The organism is Pseudomonas sp. DCB_BI (assembly GCF_026240995.1).
Taxonomy (GTDB): domain Bacteria; phylum Pseudomonadota; class Gammaproteobacteria; order Pseudomonadales; family Pseudomonadaceae; genus Aquipseudomonas.
The window spans coordinates 200,409-220,931 of record NZ_JAPFCG010000002.1 but is presented as its reverse complement, the minus strand read 5'-3'; the positions used below and the strand labels follow the sequence as shown (position 1 = coordinate 220,931).

At 63.3% G+C, this 20,523-nt stretch carries 19 protein-coding genes; 10 read left to right on the top strand and 9 right to left on the bottom strand.

Annotation, left to right across the window (positions count from 1 at the left end):
- Positions 1–121: 121 nt before the first annotated feature.
- Together OO258_RS03315 and OO258_RS03310 are read left to right on the top strand one after the other, a co-directional pair.
- Positions 122–250, top strand: coding sequence for a hypothetical protein (locus tag OO258_RS03315; RefSeq protein ID WP_256590512.1), 129 nt, complete (start codon positions 122–124; stop codon positions 248–250).
- 91 nt (positions 251–341) lie between these two features.
- Positions 342–1,541, top strand: a complete 1,200-nt coding sequence (locus OO258_RS03310) for an MFS transporter (protein ID WP_266028851.1) — start codon at positions 342–344, stop codon at positions 1,539–1,541.
- 1,044 nt (positions 1,542–2,585) lie between these two features.
- Here OO258_RS03310 and OO258_RS03305 read toward each other — a convergent pair.
- Entirely contained in the window at positions 2,586–5,606 is a 3,021-nt protein-coding gene (locus tag OO258_RS03305) for an FAD-binding and (Fe-S)-binding domain-containing protein (protein WP_266028850.1), read from the bottom strand.
- 152 nt (positions 5,607–5,758) lie between these two features.
- Here OO258_RS03305 and OO258_RS03300 point away from each other — a divergent pair, with 152 nt between their 5' ends.
- Complete coding sequence (locus OO258_RS03300) at positions 5,759–6,643, top strand: LysR substrate-binding domain-containing protein (protein ID WP_266028849.1); 885 nt, start codon at positions 5,759–5,761, stop codon at positions 6,641–6,643.
- A gap of 94 nt (positions 6,644–6,737) precedes the next feature.
- On the opposite strand, the gene OO258_RS03295 is transcribed toward OO258_RS03300, so the two are convergent.
- The 6 genes from OO258_RS03295 to OO258_RS03270 all read right to left on the bottom strand — a co-directional run bounded on the left by OO258_RS03295 (position 6,738) and on the right by OO258_RS03270 (position 13,128).
- The gene (locus tag OO258_RS03295) at positions 6,738–8,156 is read right to left on the bottom strand and encodes an amino acid permease (RefSeq protein WP_266028848.1); all 1,419 of its coding nucleotides are present in this window, start codon (positions 8,154–8,156) and stop codon (positions 6,738–6,740) included.
- A 643-nt stretch (positions 8,157–8,799) separates the two neighbouring features.
- Positions 8,800–9,867, bottom strand: a complete 1,068-nt coding sequence (gene rluB / locus OO258_RS03290) for a 23S rRNA pseudouridine(2605) synthase RluB (RefSeq protein WP_110743667.1) — start codon at positions 9,865–9,867, stop codon at positions 8,800–8,802.
- A gap of 137 nt (positions 9,868–10,004) precedes the next feature.
- Positions 10,005–10,787: an SMC-Scp complex subunit ScpB gene (gene scpB, locus OO258_RS03285; RefSeq protein WP_266028847.1), complete on the bottom strand. Its 783-nt coding sequence runs from the start codon at positions 10,785–10,787 to the stop codon at positions 10,005–10,007.
- Complete coding sequence (locus tag OO258_RS03280; RefSeq protein ID WP_266028939.1) at positions 10,777–11,499, bottom strand: segregation and condensation protein A; 723 nt, start codon at positions 11,497–11,499, stop codon at positions 10,777–10,779. Before OO258_RS03280 ends, scpB begins: the two co-directional genes overlap by 11 nt.
- Positions 11,500–11,624: 125 nt before the next feature.
- A complete protein-coding gene (locus tag OO258_RS03275) occupies positions 11,625–12,254 on the bottom strand; it encodes an L-threonylcarbamoyladenylate synthase (protein WP_110743835.1) in 630 nt (209 codons plus the stop codon).
- 13 nt (positions 12,255–12,267) lie between these two features.
- The gene (locus OO258_RS03270) at positions 12,268–13,128 is read right to left on the bottom strand and encodes a PHP domain-containing protein (protein ID WP_110743670.1); all 861 of its coding nucleotides are present in this window, start codon (positions 13,126–13,128) and stop codon (positions 12,268–12,270) included.
- 67 nt (positions 13,129–13,195) lie between these two features.
- On the opposite strand from OO258_RS03270, the gene OO258_RS03265 reads away from it, so the two are divergent.
- The 5 genes from OO258_RS03265 (at position 13,196) to OO258_RS03245 (ending at position 16,807) form a co-directional block, all read left to right on the top strand.
- A complete protein-coding gene (locus tag OO258_RS03265; protein WP_110743671.1) occupies positions 13,196–13,789 on the top strand; it encodes a septation protein A in 594 nt (197 codons plus the stop codon).
- Position 13,790: 1 nt separating this feature from the next.
- Complete coding sequence (locus OO258_RS03260; protein WP_015271283.1) at positions 13,791–14,090, top strand: YciI family protein; 300 nt, start codon at positions 13,791–13,793, stop codon at positions 14,088–14,090.
- A 121-nt stretch (positions 14,091–14,211) separates the two neighbouring features.
- Positions 14,212–14,889, top strand: coding sequence for a response regulator transcription factor (locus OO258_RS03255; RefSeq protein WP_051099396.1), 678 nt, complete (start codon positions 14,212–14,214; stop codon positions 14,887–14,889).
- Between the two features lie 101 nt (positions 14,890–14,990).
- Positions 14,991–15,407: a Spy/CpxP family protein refolding chaperone gene (locus OO258_RS03250; RefSeq protein ID WP_110743673.1), complete on the top strand. Its 417-nt coding sequence runs from the start codon at positions 14,991–14,993 to the stop codon at positions 15,405–15,407.
- A 59-nt stretch (positions 15,408–15,466) separates the two neighbouring features.
- Entirely contained in the window at positions 15,467–16,807 is a 1,341-nt protein-coding gene (locus tag OO258_RS03245; protein WP_266028846.1) for a sensor histidine kinase, read from the top strand.
- A gap of 85 nt (positions 16,808–16,892) precedes the next feature.
- Here the strand turns inward: OO258_RS03245 and OO258_RS03240 are convergent, their stop codons facing one another.
- On the bottom strand, positions 16,893–17,450 hold the full coding sequence (locus OO258_RS03240) for an NAD(P)H nitroreductase (protein ID WP_266028845.1): 558 nt from the start codon (positions 17,448–17,450) through the stop codon (positions 16,893–16,895).
- A 102-nt stretch (positions 17,451–17,552) separates the two neighbouring features.
- Between OO258_RS03240 and OO258_RS03235 the strand changes: the two genes are divergently transcribed.
- Positions 17,553–19,007: a TrkH family potassium uptake protein gene (locus tag OO258_RS03235; protein ID WP_266028844.1), complete on the top strand. Its 1,455-nt coding sequence runs from the start codon at positions 17,553–17,555 to the stop codon at positions 19,005–19,007.
- Here OO258_RS03235 and OO258_RS03230 read toward each other — a convergent pair.
- Entirely contained in the window at positions 18,964–20,025 is a 1,062-nt protein-coding gene (locus tag OO258_RS03230; protein WP_266028843.1) for an AraC family transcriptional regulator, read from the bottom strand. The genes OO258_RS03235 and OO258_RS03230 overlap by 44 nt on opposite strands.
- 151 nt (positions 20,026–20,176) lie before the next feature.
- On the opposite strand from OO258_RS03230, the gene OO258_RS03225 reads away from it, so the two are divergent.
- Complete coding sequence (locus OO258_RS03225; protein WP_266028842.1) at positions 20,177–20,488, top strand: DUF962 domain-containing protein; 312 nt, start codon at positions 20,177–20,179, stop codon at positions 20,486–20,488.
- Positions 20,489–20,523: the final 35 nt, after the last annotated feature.

Sequence of the window (20,523 nt, the reverse complement as noted above, 5' to 3'; positions counted from 1 at the left end):
CGACAAGCGAACGGGAAAAAATCCAAACTGTCATCCAGACTTGTGTATCCTGCCCCAGCTTTGCGAAGCTTCAAACGCGCCTGGCGCAGACTTTTCAATCACACTTGCGAGGAACGACGAGATGCATGAGATCCCGAATCTTCCCTTCCCAAGCCTGAACCCAGAAGAGCCAACCGTGACCGTTCACGCCGAACCGGCAGCTGCCGTCGAGCAGGATGGTGACGATCAACCCAGCGCTGACCAGGAATAACTGCGCATCCCCCGACTGTGTGAAAACGGCTGACCTGCGGGCCACCCCCGTCATCACGTTTTCACACCGTCCAGAACTTACGTAGGCCCCCATGCCCGACTCACCGCGCCCCCTTGCGGTCACCCTGCAAGTCGTTTCCATCGTCCTTTTCACCTTCATTGGCTACTTGAACATCGGCATCCCGCTGGCCGTGCTGCCTGGCTATGTGCACAACGACCTGGGCTTCAGCGCCGTGGTCGCCGGGCTGGTGATCAGCGTGCAATACCTGGCCACCCTGCTCAGCCGCCCTACCGCCAGCCGCATCATCGACAACCACGGCAGCAAGAAAGCCGTGATGTACGGCCTCGCCGGCTGTGGCCTCAGCGGGGTGTTCATGCTGGCCTGCGCTTTTCTCACGCACATGCCGTGGCTGAGCCTGACCTGCCTGCTGGCCGGCCGTTTGGTGCTGGGTAGCGCCGAAAGCCTGGTAGGCTCGGGCTCGATCGGCTGGGGCATTGGCCGGGTGGGCGCCGCCAACACGGCCAAGGTCATCTCCTGGAACGGCATTGCCAGCTACGGCGCACTGGCCATCGGCGCCCCCCTGGGTGTGCTGATGGTCAAGGCCCTGGGGCTCTGGAGCATGGGCGTGAGCATCATCCTGCTGTGCACGCTCGGCCTACTACTGGCCTGGCCCAAGCAGGCCGCGCCCATTGTCAGCGGCGTGCGCCTGCCGTTCCTGCGGGTGCTGGGCAAGGTGTTTCCGCACGGTTCGGGCCTCGCACTGGGCTCGATCGGCTTTGGCACCATCGCCACATTCATTACCTTGTACTACGCCAGCCGAGGCTGGGCCAATGCCGCACTAACTCTCAGCCTGTTTGGTGCCAGCTTCATCAGCGCACGGCTGCTGTTCGGCAACCTGATCAACCGGATTGGCGGTTTCAGGGTGGCGATCGCTTGCCTGTCGGTTGAAACATTAGGCTTGTTGATACTGTGGCTGGCGCCCAGCGCTGAGTTGGCGTTGGCGGGGGCCGCGCTTAGTGGGTTTGGTTTCTCGCTGGTGTTCCCGGCATTGGGCGTGGAAGCGGTTAACCAGGTGACAGCGGCCAACCGCGGGGCGGCAGTGGGGGCGTATTCGCTGTTCATCGACTTGTCGCTAGGGGTGACCGGGCCGCTGGTGGGCGCAGTGGCGGCAGGGTTCGGGTTTGCTTCGATGTTTCTGTTCGCGGCTGCGGCGGCGGCTTGCGGGCTGGTGTTGAGCTTGTATCTGTACAGGCAGGCGCGGCGGCACAGAGATCGGGTACAAGCACCCTGACGCTCGTGTTGCCTGCACTTGCCCTATTGCCGCAGCAGGGACCGCATCAATCATGACTGACGCGGCCCGCGTGGAAGCAACTGCATTGCTCAATCCTAGAATCTAGCGCGGTCGCTGTGGGCTTGGGGCTGATGCAGTACCTGTGGAAACAACTGGCTTGCTCAATTTCCAGAATCTAGCGCAATCACTGTGGGAGTGGGCTTGTCCCGCGAACACGGGCGAAGCCCGTGCCATCCACCCTGTTGGATGCTTCGCGGGACAAGCCCGCTCCCACAGGTACCCCCGCAGGCTTGAGGCTGATGCAGTACCAGAGGAAACAACTGGCTTGCTCAATTTCCAGAATCTAGCGCAATCCCTGTGGGAATGGGCTTGTACCGTGTTGGATTCTTCGCGGGACAAGCCCGCTCCCACTGGTTACCCCGCAGGCTTGAGGTTGATGCAATACCAGGGGGAAACAACTGGCTTGCTCAACTTCTGGAATCTAGCGCGATCCCCTGTGGGCTTGTCCCGCGAACACCGGCGGAGCCGGTGCCATGCACCGTGTTGGATGCTTCGCGGGACAAGCCCGCTCCCACAGGTACCCCGCAGGCTTGAGGCTGATGCAGTACCTGGGGAATCAACTGGCTTGCTCAATTTCCAGAACATAGCGCAATCCCCTGTGGGAGCGGGCTTGTCCCGCGAACACGGGCGAAGCCCGTGCCATGTACCGTGTTGGATGCTTCGCGGGACAAGCCCGCTCCCACAGGCACACCGCAGGCTTGAGGCTGATGCAGTACCTGGGGGAACAACTGGCTTGCTCAATTTCCAGAATCTAGCGCGATCCCCTGTGGGAGCGGGTTTACCCGCGAACACCGGCGGAGCCGGTGCCATGCACCGTGTTGGATTCTTCGCGGGACAAGCCCGCTCCCACAGGTACCCCCCGCAGGCTTGAGGCTGATGCAGTACCTGGGGAATCAACTGGCTTGCTCAATTTCCAGAATCTAGCGCGAGCCCTGTGGAAACGGGTTTACCCGTGAATGGGCTGCCAAGCAGCCCGCCAAGGGCCTAGCGCCGGGCGTACTGCAAGACCACCTCAAGCGGGTGGCGCATTTTCCGCTCGGTCATGCGCTTGACCTGGCTACGGCATGAATAGCCCGTGGCCAGCGGCTCGCCTTCCTTGTCCAGCTTGGTCGCCCAGCTCTGCTCGAAGATGGTCCGCGAGGTTTCCTGGTTGCGCGCCTCATGCCCGTACGTACCGGACATGCCGCAGCAGCCGGTGGCTTCGGTAACCAGTTTCAGCCCCAAGCGGGCAAATACCTGCTCCCACTGCCGTGTGCTGGCCGGCACGTTGGTCTTCTCGGTGCAGTGCGCCATCAGGCGGAAGTTGCCCGGCGCGGTAGGCGCCTGTTCGGGCAGCACATCCATCAGCCACTCCTGCGGCAACAGCACCTGCGGGCAACCTTCCAGGCCTGGCACCTTCTGGTACTCCTGGCGGTAAACCAGGGTCATGGCAGGGTCCAGGCCCACCAGCGGCACGCCGCAATCCGCCAGGGCCTTGAGCTGGGTGGCATTGCGGATCGCGGCCTTGGCGAACGCACCGAGGAAGCCCTGCACGTGCAGCGGCTTGCCGTTGGCGCTGTACGGTGCCAGGAATACGCGGTGGCCCAGGCGGTGGGCCAGGTCGATGAAGGCCGACAGCAGCGGCGTTTCGAAGTAACGGGTGAAGGCGTCCTGCACCAGCACGATACTGCGCTCGCGCTGGGCAGGGGTCAGCTCACGCAGCGCCGGCACCGTGGCCACGCCAACGCGGCAGCGGGTCAGGGTGGCCTGGAAGTTGAAACGGCTGATCAGCGGGCTATCGACCATGCCGACCTTGTCAGCCAGCAGCTTGCTCACCCACTTCGACCCCATCACTGCGTTATACAGGCCTGGCGCGTGCGCCAGGTAGGGGATGGTGAACTCCAACGAGCCGATCAGGTAGTCGCGCAGCGGGCGCTGGTAGCGGCCGTGGTACAGCTCGAGGAAGCGCGAGCGGAAGTCTGGCACGTTGACCTTGATGGGGCACTGCCCGGCGCACGACTTGCACGCCAGGCAGCCGGCCATGGCGTCGTACACCTCATGGGAGAAATCAGCCTGGCCCTGGTTGCGTGCGCGATTGTTGCGCAGGCGTGCCGGCAGCCCCTTGAGCCACGACACCTTGTTGCGCGCCGCAGCCAGAACGTCGATGTTCGCTTCGCCCTGCAGGCGCAGCCACTCGCGCATCAACGAGGCACGACCCTTGGGCGAATGCTGGCGTTCGCGGGTGGCCTTCCACGACGGGCACATGGCATCGTTGGGGTCGTAGTTGTAGCAGGCACCGTTGCCGTTGCAGTGCACGGCGCTAGGGAAGTCCTGCCACACACGCTCGTCGATGGTGCGGTCGAGGTCGCCACGCAGGGTTACACCATCGACCTTGGTCAGGCCCTCGGAGCTGTCCGGTGGGGTGCAGATCTTGCCCGGGTTGAGCTGGTTGTACGGGTCGAAGGCGCCTTTCAGGCGCTGCAACGCCGGGTACAGTTCACCGAAATACTCCGGCACATATTCCGAACGCAAACCCTTGCCGTGCTCGCCCCACAGCAGGCCGCCGTAACTTTTGGTAAGCGCCGCCACGGCGTCGGAAATCGGCTTGACCAGTGCGGCCTGGGCCGGGTCTTTCATGTCAAGCGCCGGGCGCACGTGGAGCACGCCGGCATCGACGTGGCCAAACATGCCGTAGGCCAGGCCATAACCATCGAGCAGCGCGCGGAAGTCGGCAATGTAGTCGGCCAGTTGCTCCGGTGGTACAGCCGTGTCCTCGACGAAAGGCTGCGGGCGCACTTCGCCTTCGACGTTGCCCAGCAGGCCCACCGAACGCTTGCGCATGGTGTAGACGCGGGTGACCGCCTCAGCGCCCTCGGCCAGGGTGTGGCCCAGGCGCTCGACACTGGTGTCGTTCTGCAGGTGCTGGATGAACGCTTGTACCTTGGCATTGACCTCGGCTGGCTCGTCACCACAGAACTCCACCAGGTTGATCCCCAGGGTCGGGCGCTCAGGGTCGGCCGGGAAATACTCGGCAACGCTGTGCCAGACGATGTCTTTCATCGCCAGCATCAGCACCTTGGAGTCGACCGTCTCGATCGACAGCGGCTTGTGCGCCATCAGCGCATTGGCGTCACGCAGGGCATCCATGAAACTGGAGTAGCGCACGTTGACCAGCACCGCATACTTGGGGATCGGCAGCACGTTGAGCTTGGCTTCGACCACGTAACCCAGCGAGCCCTCGGCGCCACACAGCACACTGTTGAGGTTGAAGCGGCCCTGCTCATCACGCAGGTGCGCCAGGTCGTAGCCGGTCAGGCAACGATTGAGCTTGGGGAAAGTGGTCTCGATCAGCTCGGCCTGGGTTTCCTGGATGTCCCGCGCCATGCGGTACACCTCGCCAACCCGACCAGGCGCGGCGCAGGCCTGCTCCAGTGCGGCATCGTCGATCGGCAGGCTGTGCAGGCGCTCGCCGCCGAGCAGCACGCTGTGCAGCTCCAGCACGTGGTCGCGGGTCTTGCCGTAGGTGCAACTGCCCTGGCCGCTGGCGTCGGTGTTGATCATGCCGCCGACGGTGGCACGGTTGGAGGTGGAGAGCTCAGGCGCGAAGAACAACCCGTGTGGCTTGAGCGCAGCGTTGAGCTGGTCCTTGACGGTACCTGCCTGCACCCGCACCCAACGTTCCTCGACGTTGATTTCGAGAATGTTGTTCATGTGGCGCGACAGGTCGACGACGATGCCGTCGGTCAGCGACTGGCCATTGGTACCGGTACCGCCGCCGCGCGGGGTCAACTTGACCTCCCTGAAGCGTGGCTCGCCCATCAGCGTGGCGACCCGCGCCACATCGTCGGCATCCAGCGGGAACACCGCTGCCTGTGGCAGGCGCTGATAGATCGAGTTATCGGTGGCCAGCACCGTACGGGTGGCATAGTCGGCACTGATCTGGCCACGGAAGCCGCTATGGCGCAGGGCTTCAAGGAATTCGGGGTAGTTGGCGCTCGGTGCAACGGTCGACAGCTGGGCGATCATCGAAGGATGGCCTCTTGATATTGGCTAATTCACGGGATTCCTGACGCCCCGGCATGGGTTCAGGCATGCGGGGATGACGTATAGGCCAATGTTCCTGTAGTTTGGCTTCAGGGGCAAACGGATAATCCTGCCGCTATCAATGACCTTTATGAATGAATTACCGCCACCTGACACCTTCCATGTCGCTGCTGCTGGCATTCGAGGCCGCCGCCCGGCATGAAAGCTACACCCGCGCCGCTGCCGAATTGTCGCTGACCCAAAGCGCGGTCAGCCGGCAAGTGCAGGCACTGGAACAACAACTGGGCCTGACCCTGTTCCGCCGCGAAGGCCGCCAGGTGCAGCTTACCGATGTTGGCCGCCTGTACCAGCGCGAGCTCAGCGAGGCGCTGGGGCGCATCCGCAGCGCCACATTGCAGGCGCTGGCCTACCAGTCCGGGGTCGGCACTTTGCGCCTGGCCACCCTGCCGACATTCGGCTCGAAATGGCTGTTGCCGCGACTGCACGCGTTCTACAGCGCTCACCCGGGTATGCTGGTGCACATCCATTCACGCATCGAAGCCATCAACTTCGACACCAGCGAGATCGATGCCGCCATCGGCGTGGCCAGCCACGACCTGCCAGGGCTGATCTGCCATCGCCTGCATGCCGAGGAACTGGTGGTGATTCTGCCGCCGCAGGCCGCTGCCGACAGTAAAAACTGGAGCCCGGCCAGGATCAGCGAGGAGGTGCTGCTCAACGTGGCCAACAACCCGCATGCCTGGGGCGAGTGGTTCTCGCACCACGGCCTGCCCCACCGAGCGATGCGCCTGGGGCCCAGTTTCGAGCTGACATCGCACCTGATCCAGGCCGTGCGAGCCGGGATCGGAATCGGGCTGGTGCCGCGCATACTGGTGGAGGAAGAACTGGCCAAGGGTGAGCTGCACAGCCCGGGGGTGGCGTTTGCCAGCCAGCGCAGCTATTACCTGATCTACCCGCCGAGGAATGAGGCGCTGCCGTCGCTGCGAGCATTCAGGGGATGGTTGCTGGAACAGATCTGATTGTCGCCTGTACCCGCGCACCGGCCCGCACCGGCAACAAAAAACCCGAAGCCACTCACGTGACTCCGGGTTTTGGCATACCGCCTAGGGTGCCTTACTTGGCCACAGTCTCAACGGTACCGCCCGCATTCAGCTGGCGACGCTGTTTGAGCATGTACACCACGAACATCGCAATCAGCCACACCGGGATCGCGTACACCGACACCTGGATACCCGGAATCATCAGCATGATGCCGAGGATCAGCACCACGAAGGCCAGTACCACATAGTTACCGTACGGGTACCACAACGCCTTGAACAGCGGCTTCTGGCCGGTACGGTCGAGGTGCTGGCGGAACTTCAAGTGCGAGTAGCTGATCATCGCCCAGTTGATCACCAGGGTGGCTACTACCAGCGACATCAGCAGTTCCAGGGCGTTTTGCGGCATCAGGTAGTTGAGCAGCACGGCAACGAAAGTCACGGCAGCCGACACCAGGATCGAACGCACAGGCACGCCGCGCTTGTCGACTTTGGCCAGCGATGCCGGTGCATCGCCCTGCTCGGCCATGCCCAGCAGCATACGCGCGTTGCAGTAGGTACCACTGTTGTACACCGACAGCGCCGCAGTCAGTACCACGAAGTTCAGCAGGTTGGCTGCCACATCACTGCCCAGCAACGAGAACACCTGCACGAACGGGCTGCTGCCATAGCTGCCACCCGAAGCGTCGATGCTGGCGACCAGGTTGTCCCAAGGGGTCAGCGACAACAGCACCACCAGGGCACCGACATAGAAAATCAGGATGCGGTAGATGACCTGGTTGATCGCCTTGGGGATCACGGTCTTCGGCTTGTCGGCCTCGGCAGCGGTAAAGCCGAGCATTTCCAGGCCACCGAAGGAAAACATGATGAAGGCCAGGGCCATTACCAGCCCGCTGACGCCATTCGGGAAGAAGCCGCCGTGCGACCACAGGTTGGCCACGGTGGCGTCAGGGCCGCCGCTGCCGCTGGTCAGCAGGTAGGCACCCAGGCCGATCATGCTGACGATGGCCACCACCTTGATGATGGCAAACCAGAACTCGGCCTCTCCGAAGAACTTCACGTTCATCAGGTTGATGGCGTTGATCAGCACGAAAAACGCTGCGGCGGTCACCCAGGTCGGGATCTCCGGCCACCAGTAGTGAACATACTTGCCGACCGCCGAGAGCTCCGACATGCCCACCAGAATGTACAGCACCCAGCAGTTCCAGCCCGACAGGAAGCCGGCGAAACCGCCCCAATAGGTGTGGGCGAAATGGCTGAACGAGCCGGCCACCGGCTCTTCGACGATCATCTCGCCAAGCTGGCGCATGATCATGAAGGCGATGAAGCCGCAGATAGCGTAGCCAAGGATCATCGACGGGCCGGCGGATTTCATCACGCCTGCCGAGCCGAGGAACAGGCCGGTACCAATCGCGCCGCCGAGGGCGATCAACTGGATGTGGCGGTTCTTCAGGCCCCGTTTGAGCTCGCCTGAATGCATGTTTTGTCCACTCATGAACGAAGTCACCTGCATTGTTTTTATCTGTGACGGAATCGGACCCACCGCGCTCGTGGCGCAGCGGAATGGGCAAGGTGGTTACCTTGGGTTTCTTGACCTCAGGTGCCGCCGGGGCGGGTCAACCAGGCGTGATCAAGAGTGCGCGGTACGCAAGAGGGTCACAGGTAAAACGCGGCGCACTGTATACCCCTGCAAGCGCGCAGGCGTCAACGCGTTGCATCGTTTCCTTGGGAAAAAACGCAGCGATCCTGTGGTATGGGCCTTGATAGGCAACGTGATCGGCGTACATGGCGCCTCCATTTGTTGTTTTGTCAGCCGGCCTCTTCGGGCAGGCTCTTGCACACGGCAATGGCGGCTATAACACCGTGGGGCGGGGGTTTGGGCAAGGGTGGGCAGGACATGGGCGGGGCATTGCCAGCGTCAAGAGCGGCAAGGTTTGTTTACAAGATCGGGCATATTCTGAAATGCAGGCTGAAATAAGCCAGGCTTGTATAGTTTTATTTACAAGGCGGTTCAAGAACTTGCCAGTCATCCGAAAAATTCTTTTTCTTCAATATCTTGAGGTGGTTTTGCCGCCCCCACTTCTCACAGGCATAAAAAAACCAGCCCGAAGGCTGGTTCTCTCTACCGCAAAGGCCTGTCAGCCACGCGGCTTGCCGCGACCACGGCCTGCCGGCTTGTCACCATCAGGCTTGCCCGGGCGCTTGCGCATCTCGCTTGGGCGCTCGGCCACGGCGCTGCCGCGGCTGCCCTTGCGCGGGGCTTCTTCACGCGGTTGACGCGCAGGGCGTTCGCCAGCGGCTGCGCCCTCCTGCGCCGGGCGCAAGTTGCGCACGCGCTCGCCACGGCCCAGTGGGCGAGACGATTTGCGCTGCATACGCTCCATCTTGTCCTTGGCCTTGAGGTTCAGGGTTGGCAGCGCAACTGGCTGCAATCCTACTTCAGCGGCCAGGATGTCGATCTCGCCCTGGGACATTTCCCGCCAGCGGCCCATCGGCAGGTCGGAATTGAGGAACACCGGGCCGAAACGCACGCGCTTCAGGCGGCTGACCACCATGCCCTGGGATTCCCACAGGCGACGCACTTCACGGTTACGACCTTCCATCACCACGCAGTGGTACCAGTGGTTGAAGCCTTCGCCACCGGGTGCCTTCTGGATGTCGGTGAACTTGGCCGGGCCGTCTTCCAGCATCACGCCAGCCTTAAGGCGCTCGATCATCTCGTCATCCACTTCACCACGCACACGTACCGCGTACTCACGGTCCATTTCGTACGACGGGTGCATCAGGCGGTTGGCCAGTTCACCGTCGGTGGTGAACAGCAGCAGCCCGGTGGTGTTGATGTCGAGGCGGCCGATGTTGATCCAGCGGCCTTCTTTCGGCCGTGGCAGGCGGTCGAACACGGTCGGGCGGCCTTCCGGGTCGTCACGGGTGCAGATTTCGCCATCGGGCTTGTTGTACATGATCACCCGGCGAGTGGCCTCGGCGGCTTCCTCGCGCTTGATCAGCTTGCCGTCAACGGCAATGGCGTCGTGCAGGTCGACGCGCTGGCCGAGGGTGGCCTCGACGCCATTGACCTTGATACGGCCCTGGCTGATCCAGGCCTCGACATCACGGCGCGAGCCCACGCCAATGCGTGCCAGCACTTTCTGCAGCTTTTCGCCGGATGGCGGGGTGATCTCGGTATCTTGCAGGTCTTGCTCACTCATCTGGGCACCTCCCGGTGTAGGAATGAAAAAGGGGTTTCTGGCGACGGAAGCGCCAAAAGGTCGCGCATCATACGCGTTTCGCCGTGGGAACGCACTGGAGATTAGAGGGTTTTGTGCGGGCCGGGAGGGGTTTCTGCCTAATGGTGATGGGTTGGCTGTGCCTTGCCCTCTTCTTCCGCAGAAGCCTCGGGCTCTTCTGAACGCAGGTCATCGAAGTCGGTTTTCAACCCCTCTTCCATGGCATCCAGTTCCACCAGCAAGCTGCGGAAGCTGGTTTCCTCCTTCGGCTCGCCCACCGCTTCCTCCTCACCGAGGCTGGCATCGGCCAACGCCTGCAAATGCGCCGGTACCGGCGCATCATCCGGGTCAAGCACAGGCTCGGGCTCCATCTCGCGCAGCTCGGCCAAGGCCGGCAGCTCGTCCAGGCTTTTCAGGTTGAAGTGGTCGAGAAACGCCTTGGTGGTGGCAAACATCGCCGGGCGCCCGGGCACTTCGCGGTAGCCGACCACGCGTATCCACTCGCGCTCCATCATGGTCTTGATGATGTTGCTGTTCACCGCCACGCCACGCACGTCTTCGATCTCACCACGGGTGATCGGTTGGCGGTAGGCGATCAACGCCAGGGTTTCCAGCAAAGCCCGCGAATAGCGCTGCGGGCGCTCCTCCCACAGGCGCCCGACCCAGGGCGCAAAGTCTTCGCGAATTTGCAGGCGGTAGCCGCTGGCCACCTCCTTCAGCTCAAAGGCGCGGCCGTTGCACGACTTGCCCAGCACCTCCAGGGCCTGCTTGAACACCTTGGGCTCGGGGCGCTCGGCCTCCTCGAACAACTCGTAGAGGCGGTCCAGGGATTGCGGTTTGCCCGACGCCAGCAAAAAGGCTTCGATCAGCGACGCCAGGTCGCGGGGTTCATTAAGGTTCATCGGGTTCTTCAACAAGCGCCGGGCGAAGCCGCACATGGATGGCGGCGAAAGGTTCATTCTGCACCAGTTCGATCAGCGATTCCTTCACCAGCTCAAGCACCGCCATGAAGGTCACCACCACGCCCAGCTTGCCTTCGTCTGCGCCGAACAACTCGACGAACGGCACGAAAGCGCCGCCCTTCAGGCGTTCCAGCACCTGGCTCATGCGCTCGCGGGTGGACAGGGTTTCACGGGTGATCTGGTGGCTTTCGAACAGGTCATTGCGGCGCATTACCTCGGCCATGGACACCAGCAGCTCCTCCAGGCTGACCTGCGGCAACAGCTTGCGCACCTTGGCCTGCGGGGCCTCCAGGCGGGGCACTACCACGTCACGGCCAACCCGCGGCAATTCGTCGATGCCCTCGGCGGCGGCCTTGAAGCGCTCGTACTCCTGCAGGCGGCGGATCAGCTCGGCGCGCGGGTCGCCCTCCTCTTCCTCGATGTCGGCGGAGCGCGGCAGCAGCATGCGCGACTTGATCTCGGCGAGCATGGCCGCCATCACCAGGTACTCGGCAGCCAGCTCCAGGCGTACGCTCTTCATCAATTCGACGTAGCCCATGTACTGGCGGGTGATCTCTGCCACCGGGATGTCGAGGATGTCGATGTTCTGCTTGCGGATCAGGTACAGCAACAGGTCCAGCGGGCCTTCGAAGGCTTCAAGGATGACCTCCAGGGCGTCTGGCGGGATGTACAGGTCCAACGGCAGCTCGGTGAGGGCTTCGCCGTAGACCAGCGCCAGTTGTAACTGCCGAGGCTCCTCGGCCTGTTCGGCCGGCGCCTCGGGCGCTTCCACCTGGCTCACGCGTTGACCAGGAACGGTGTCGGATCGCCGCAGCCTTCGCGGATCAGCTCCGGCTCGTCACCGGACAGGTCGATGATGGTCGATGCCTTGAGGTCGCCGAAACCACCGTCGATCACCAGGTCGACATGGTGCTCCAGGCGCTCACGAATTTCGTAGGGGTCGGTCATCGGCTCGTCGTCCCCCGGCAGGATCAGGCTCACGCTCATCAGCGGCTCGCCCAGCTCGGCCAACAGCGCCAGGGTAATGGCGTGGTCCGGCACGCGCAGGCCGATGGTGCGGCGCTTTTCGTGCAACAGCAGGCGCGGCACCTCCCGGGTACCGTTGAGAATGAACGTGTAAGGCCCTGGCACATGGGCCTTGAGCAGGCGGAAGGTGCCTGTGTCGACCTTGGCATACAGCCCCAACTGCGACATATCGCAGCACATCAGGGTGAAGTTGTGGGTCTTGTCCAGGCCGCGCAGGCGCCGCACGCGTTCGATCGCCGCCTTGTCGCCAATCTGGCAACCCAAGGCATAGGCCGAATCGGTGGGATACACCACCACTCCGCCCTTGCGGATGATCTCCACCGCCTGGCGGATCAGCCGCTGCTGCGGGTTCTCCGGATGAATCTGGAAAAATTGGCTCACGTAATCGTCCTGTTCATACCGCCATAGGCTGTTCATGGCTGAATCGGCGCCACAGAGGTGGCAGGTCCTCGGGCAAAGGCCGGTAGGCACCGATCTCGCCCCAGGTGCCGGGGCCGTGGAAATCACTGCCAGCGCTTGCCAGCAGGCCGAACTCACGGGTAAGGATGGACATGGTGCCCACTTGCTCGGCAGGCATCATCCCGTTGACCACTTCGAGCGCCTGCCCACCTGCCTGAATATAGTCGGCAATCAGCCGTCTGCGCTTGCTGCGGGTCAGGTCGTAGTGCATGGGATGCGCCAGGCTCACCCAGGCGTTGGACTGCCGTAGCGTAGCAACGGTTTCGTCAAGGGTCGGCCAATGCTGTTTCACGTCACCCAACTTGCCGGCGCCCAGCCATTTGCGAAACGCCTCGCCCCGGTCCTTGACGTGCCCGGCACGTACCAGGTACTCGGCAAAGTGCGGGCGCGCCGGGGCATTGCCGCTATCGCCCAGCTCGTGCTGCACGGCGCGGGCGCCTTCAAGGGTGCCGGGCATGCCCTTGGCGGCCAACCGTTTGTCAATTTCTTCGGCGCGCAGCCAGCGGCCACGGTGCAACGCTTCGATCGCCGCCAGCAGCGGCGGCGCATCAAGCGGGAAGTCATAGCCGAGCACGTGGATAGTGGCGCCACCCCAGGTACATGACAGCTCTACCCCGCTGACCCAGTGCATGCCCCGCTCAATGCACGCCTGGTGCGCCTCGGGCAGGCCTTCGATGGTGTCATGGTCGGTCAGTGCCAGCGTTTGCACCCCATGCTCATGGGCCCGGGCAACCAGGATCGCGGGCGACAGGGCGCCGTCGGAGGCCGTGCTGTGACAGTGCAGATCAACATTCATGGAGGAGCGCTTTCGCTGGAATCGATGTTTGTTATTATGCCGTCACATCCCGATTCTGGCTGCCATTGTGAAACAATTCATCGATTTCATCCCGCTGCTGCTGTTCTTCATCGTCTACAAGCTCGACCCGCGCCCCATGGAAGTCGCCGGCCACAGCTTCGAATTCGGCGGCATCTACAGCGCCACAGCCATGCTGATCATCAGCTCGCTGGTGGTGTACGGTGCGCTGTTCCTGCGCCAGCGCAAGCTGGAAAAAGGCCAGTGGCTGACCTTGGTCGCCTGCCTGGTCTTCGGCGGCCTGACCCTGACCTTCCACAGTGAAACCTTCCTCAAGTGGAAGGCACCGGTGGTCAACTGGTTGTTCGCCCTGGGCTTTGCCGGCAGCCACTTCATCGGCGACCGGGTACTGATCAAGCGCATCATGGGCCACGCCCTGACCCTGCCGGATGCCATCTGGGCCCGCCTGAACCTGGCCTGGATCGCCTTCTTCCTGTTCTGCGGCGCGGCCAACCTGTTCGTCGCCTTCACCTTCCAGGACTTCTGGGTGGACTTCAAGGTGTTCGGCAGCCTGGGCATGACCGTGATTTTCCTGGTGGCGCAAGGCGTGTACCTGTCGCGCCACCTGCACGACGACCCTTCTACCTCCAAACCCAAGGATTGACATGCTCTACGCCATTATCGCCAGCGACGTCGCAAACTCCCTGGAAAAGCGCCTGGCTGCCCGCCCGGCGCACATCGAGCGCCTGCAGCAGCTCAAGGCCGAAGGCCGCGTGGTGCTGGCCGGCCCGCACCCGGCCATCGACAGCAACGACCCTGGCGAAGCAGGCTTCAGCGGCAGCCTGATCGTTGCCGAGTTCGATTCCCTGGCCGCAGCGCAGGCTTGGGCTGATGCTGATCCGTATATTGCGGCAGGTGTCTACGACAAGGTTGTGGTCAAGCCCTTCAAGCAAGTGCTGCCTTGATCCGAGTCCGCACCGCGTCAGCAGCTTCGCGGTGCGGCAGTTATGCGGTTGCCATCAGTCTGCGGTATCTTTGCCACTGGCGGCCGATATAACCGCCGTCAATGGTTGAATTGAGTGAGTCATGAGCGAGCTGTTACTGATTGATGATGACCAGGAGCTGTGCGAGCTGCTCGGCAGCTGGCTGACCCAGGAAGGGTTCACTGTACGTGCCTGCCACGACGGCCACAGCGCACGCCAGGCCCTGGCCGAGCACGCCCCCGCTGCCGTGGTGCTGGATGTGATGCTGCCCGATGGCAGTGGCCTGGAGTTGCTCAAGCAGCTGCGCAGCGAGCATGCGGAACTGCCGGTGCTCATGCTTTCGGCGCGTGGTGAGCCACTGGACCGCATCCTCGGCCTGGAACTGGGCGCCGACGACTACCTGGCCAAACCCTGCGACCCGCGTGAGCTCACTGCCCGCCTGCGCGCGGTGCTGCGTCGTAGCCACCCCACCGCTACCACCAGCCAGGTAGAGCTGGGCGACCTGGTCTACAGCCCTGCACGTGGCGTGGCCAGTATCGATGGCCGCGAAATGACCCTGACCCTGTCCGAAAGCCGCATTCTCGAAGCCCTGCTGCGCCAGCCCGGCGAACCGCTGGACAAGCAGGAACTCGCGCAGATCGGGCTGGGCCGCAAGCTGACCCTGTACGACCGCAGCCTGGACATGCACGTCAGCAACCTGCGCAAGAAGATCGGCCCCCACGCCGATGGCCGGCCACGCATCGTCGCGCTGCGCAGCCGTGGCTATTACTACTGCCTCTGACCATCTTTACCGAGCCTTTACCATCCGCTGACTGCGCTTGACGGTGATCTCCCTAGACTGTGCTCATCCGGTAACCACCGGCCTATGAAAGGAGAGACACCATGCGCAAGACCCTTATCGCCCTGATGTTCGCCGCCGCCCTGCCGACCGTAGCCATGGCCATGCCTGATGGCGGCCCGCGTCACGACGGCCCGCATCATCGCGGTGACGCGCCTTTCCAGCAACTGGACCTGAGCCGCGACCAGCGCCAGCAGATCGGCAAGCTGATGGGCGAGCAGATGCAACAGCGCCGCGACATCACCGAGCGTTACCTGTCCAAACTGCCGGCCGCCGACCAGAAGGCCATGAAGGACGAACTGCAAGCCAGCCGCACCAAAACCGACACCGCCGTGCGCAACCTGCTCAAGCCTGACCAGCAGAAGAAGTTCGACGAACTGCAAAAGGAACGCGCCGCCAAGAAAGCCGAGTGGCAAGAGTTCCAGGCCTGGAAAGCTGAAAAAGGCAACAAGGCCCAGTAAGCTGTCCGCCCAATGCCCGGCCCGCCCAAGCGCGAGCCGGGCTTTTTCTGTTTTAGGAGGTGCACTTGCGTTCACTGTTCTGGCGCATCCTGGCCAGCTTCTGGCTGGCCATCACCCTGGTCGCAGGCCTGTCGATCCTGCTGGGCCACATGCTCAACCAGGACGCCTGGATCCTCAGCCGCCACCCGGGCCTGAACACGCTGGCCAGCCAGTGGGCGAGGCATTATGAGCAGGAAGGCCTGGAGGCGGCGCAGCAGTTCCTGGAGCAGCGCAAGGGCCGTTACAAGATAGACGTGCAGGTGCTCGACGACAGTGGCGAGGCGGTGGTGCCCGGTACCTTCCCACGCCGCGCGGCAGCCTTCGAGGCGCGCCAGCACAATGACCAGCGGCGCTTGCCGTGGCGCCGGCTGACCGAGGAATACACCAGCCCAGACACCGGCGAAACCTACCTGCTGATCTACCGCATCCCCCACCCGGCACTGGACGCCTGGCATCGTGAAAGCCTGATGTGGCCACTCAGCGCGCTGGGTATTGCCTTGGTGGTACTGACCCTGTTCAGCCTGCTGGTGACCTTGTCCATCACCCGCCCGCTAAGCCGCCTGCGCAGTGCCGTGCACGACCTGGGCCAGAGCACCTACCAGCAGAACAGCCTGGCCCGGCTTGCCGCACGGCGTGACGAGTTCGGGGTACTGGCCAAGGACTTCAACAAGATGGGCGCGCGCCTGCAAAGCACCATTGGCAGCCAGCGCCAGCTGCTGCGCGATGTGTCCCACGAACTGCGCTCGCCGCTGGCCAGGCTGCGTATCGCCCTGGCCCTGGCCGAGCGCGCCGAGCCTGAGCAGCGGCAAGCGCTGTGGCCACGCCTGACCCGCGAGTGCGACCGCCTGGAAGACCTGATCAGCGAAATCCTCACCTTGGCCCGGGTCGACGCCGAACAAGCTCATGCCGAACCGGTCGACATCAACGCCTTGCTCGGCAGCGTGCGCAAGGACGCCCTGCTGAGCGCGCCGGATCAGGACGTGCGCCTGGAGGCGCAGCCGGGGTTGAGTTTGCAGGGTTGGCCAACGTTGATCGAGCGTGCCGTGGACAACCTGCTGCGCAATGCCCTGCGCTTCAATCCGGTGGGCCAACCGGTCGAGGTCAGCGCCGCGCGCGAGCAGGACCGGATCGTGATCAGCGTGCGTGACCACGGGCCTGGGGCGGCAGCAGAGCACCTGGCACAACTGGGCGAGCCGTTCTTCCGCGCGCCGGGGCAAGAAGCGCCGGGGCATGGCCTGGGGTTGGCGATTGCGCGCAAGGCTGCGGAGCGCCATGGCGGTAGTTTGGTGCTGGGCAATCATCCACAGGGTGGGTTTGTGGCCAGGCTGGAGTTGCCCTTGGCGGAAGCGGCAGGCAGTTGATGTGATGTAAAGGCGCCTGGCCTCTTCGCGGGTTCACCCGCGAAGAGGCCGGAAGCCTTGGTACATGAATCAGCCCAAGGCCAGGTTACTCACCCCAGGCACTGACAAAATCAGCCGTTTCCAGGACCGGCGCGGTACGCGGCTCGGTCAGCGGCGTGCCGACATACAGGTAGCCAATCAGCTCCTCGTTCTCAGCCAGCCCCAGGCCCTTGTGCACATGGGCATCAAAGGCCATGTCACCGGTACGCCACACCGCACCGATGCCCTGCGCATGCGCAGCAATCAGAATGCCGTGCGCCGCACAGCCCGCCGCCAGGCGCTGTTCGGACTTGGGCACCTTGAAGTGGTCTTGCAGCGTGGCCACCACCACGATCAGCAACGGCGCGCGCAGCGGCATGGCGCGAGCCTTGTCCAGCGCAGCCTGGCTGGCATCACCCTTTTGCTGCACCGCTTCGGCGAACAGCTCGCCCAATTTCTCGCGGCCCTGGCCTTCGATGGTCAGGAACCGCCACGGCCGCAGCTGGCCATGGTCCGGGGCACGCAAGGCGGCCTGGAACAGCGCCTCGCGCTGGGCGGCATTGGGCGCTGGTTCGGTCAGGCGTGGCACGGAAACACGGTTGAGCAATGCGTCGAGAGCCTCCATCGGCTACCCTCCTGGCAGTTGAATGTGCAGCCATTCTAGCGTTTACATCATCAGACCCATAGGTAGAATGGCGCCCTTCCAAATCGAGTCAGAGCAGATCACATGGCGTTGCCGACCTTAAGGATCATTGGTTTCATCATCGGCATCTTCCTGATTACCCTGGCCGTAGGCATGGCCGTGCCCATGGCGACCCTGGTGATCTTCGAGCGCACCGGCGACATGCCGTCGTTCCTCTGGTCCAGCCTGATCACCTTCATCGCCGGCCTGGCCCTGGTGGTGCCGGGGCGACCCGAACACGTGCACCTGCGCCCGCGCGACATGTACCTGCTCACGGTCAGCAGCTGGCTGGTGGTGTGCATATTCGCCGCCCTGCCGTTCCTGCTGACCCAGCACATCAGCTACACCGACGCCTTCTTCGAGAGCATGTCGGGTATCACCGCCACCGGCGCCACTGTGCTCAGCGGGCTGGATACCATGTCGCCGGGCATTCTCATGTGGCGCTCGATGCTGCACTGGCTTGGCGGCATCGGCTTCATCGCCATGGCGGTAGCGATCCTGCCGCTGCTGCGCATCGGTGGCATGCGTCTGTTCCAGACCGAATCTTCCGACCGCTCCGAGAAGGTCATGCCGCGCTCGCACATGGTCGCCAAGTCGATCGTGGGGGTTTACGTCGGCTTCTCGATCCTCGGCGCACTGGCCTTCTGGTGGGCCGGCATGAGCCCGTTCGATGCCATCAACCATGCGATGTCGGCAATCTCTACAGGCGGCTTTTCCACCTCGGACCAGTCCCTGGCAAAATGGGATATCCCGGCAGTGCACTGGGTGGCAGTGGTGGTGATGATCATGGGCAGCCTGCCGTTCACCCTGTACGTGGCCACCCTGCGTGGCAACCGCAAGGCGCTGATCCGCGACCAGCAGGTACAGGGCTTGCTGGGCATGCTACTGGTCACCTGGCTGGTGCTGGGCACCTGGTACTGGTACAGCACCAACCTGCACTGGCTGGATGCCCTGCGACACGTGGCACTGAACGTGACCTCGGTGGTCACCACCACCGGCTTCGCCCTGGGCGATTACAGCCTCTGGGGCAATTTCTCGCTGATGTTGTTCTTCTACCTGGGCTTCGTTGGTGGCTGCTCCGGTTCGACTGCAGGCGGCATCAAGATCTTCCGCTTCCAGGTCGCCTACATCCTGCTCAAGGCCAGCCTCAACCAGCTGATCCACCCGCGCGCGGTGATCAAGCAGAAATACAACGGCCACCGTCTCGACGAAGACATCGTGCGCTCGATCCTGACATTCTCGTTCTTCTTCGCCATCACCATCTGCGTCATGGCGCTGCTGCTGTCACTGCTGGGCGTGGACTGGATGACCGCATTGACCGGCGCCGCCGGCACGGTTTCGGGTGTGGGCCCGGGCCTCGGCGAAGTGATCGGCCCTTCGGGCAACTACGCTACGCTGCCGGACGCAGCCAAGTGGATCCTCGCCGCCGGCATGCTGCTCGGCCGGCTCGAAATCATCACGGTGCTGGTATTGTGTATGCCGGCGTTCTGGCGTCACTGAGCCCTTCGGCCTCAGTGCCCAGGCGGGCGCGGTACTCGCTGGGCGTGGCATCGAACCAGCGGCGGAACGCCCGGTAGAAATTGCTGGGGTCGGCAAAGCCCAGCAGGTAGGCGGTTTCCAGCAGGGTCATGCCCGGTTGGGCAAGGTACTGTTCGGCCAGTTCGCGGCGGGTGTCGTCGAGCAAGGTCTGGAAGCTGGTGCCCTCCTCCTGCAAGCGCCTTTGCAAGGTGCGCTGCGACAGATGCAGGGCCTGGGCCAGGGTTTCACGCTTGGGCTCACCCTGCGGCAGAATACGGCACAGCACCTGGCGCACGCGGTGGGTAACCCGGCTTTCGGAAAAGCGCGCCAGGTACTCCCCGGCAAAGCGGTCATGCAGCACCGCCATGGCTTCGTTGGCGGTGGGCAGTGGCGCCTCCATGTCGGCCCGCTCGAACACCAACGCATCGTGCGGTGCACCGAACACCAGTGGCGAATGGAACGCCGTCTTGTACGGCTCGACATCCTTGGGCTGCGGCCCCTGCACCAGTACCCGCCGCGGCTGCACCGGCCGGCCGCTCAGCCACTTGCACAGCGCCAGCGCGCAGGCCAGCGAGGCTTCGGCACTGTGCCGGGTCGGCGGCAGGTGGTCGCCATGCACGGTGAGAATCAGCGAATAGCCCTCGGCACCGAGGACGAAGCTGAGGTCGGAGCTTTCGGCGATGATGCGCTGGTACCGCACCAACCGTTCGAAGCCCTCGGCCAGGGTGCGGCTGGACATCAACGCATAGCCCACCACATGGAATGACGCTGGCCGCACCACACGCGCCATGTTCAGGCCGATGGCCTCGTTGCCCGACAACTCCACCGCCAGTTGCCAAAGCCGGGTCATGGAGTCTTGAGGGAAGCGCGCATCAGGGTCGTCGAGGGCGGCGAAGTCCAGCCCCAGCTGCTTGAACATGGCCCGGCAGTCCAGCCCTTCCAGTTCAAGTGCTTTCACGATCCCTGATGCCCAGCTGGCTGACGTGGTTCTTTCACTCATGACAGGCTCTTCCCTGACCGCTCCTGCGGTGAACCCCAAGGATATTCAATTGGCGCCTATTGTCACTGGTAGGCACTGCCAATCACTCTAGACTCGAATCAGGCTCCACGCCGTGCATCTTGTCCAGAAGTATTAATCCCGGAGTACTGCCATGAACAGCACAGCGCAGTTTCGCAGTTTTGCCGAATTCTACCCGTACTACCTGGGGGAGCACAGCAACCCTACTTGTCGCCGCCTGCACTTTGTCGGCACCAGCCTGGTGATCGCCCTGGTGGCCTACACCATCGGCAGTGGCAAATGGTTGCTGCTGCTGGCCGTGCCGGTGTTCGGCTACGGTTTTGCCTGGGTCGGGCATTTCTTTTTCGAGAAGAATCGGCCGGCGACCTTCACCTATCCGCTTTATAGCCTGGCCGGGGATTTCGTGATGTTTCGCGATATTCTGCTCGGCAAGCTCAAGCTGTAGGATTTCCAGGGCCGCGTCGCGGCCCCATGGCCCTC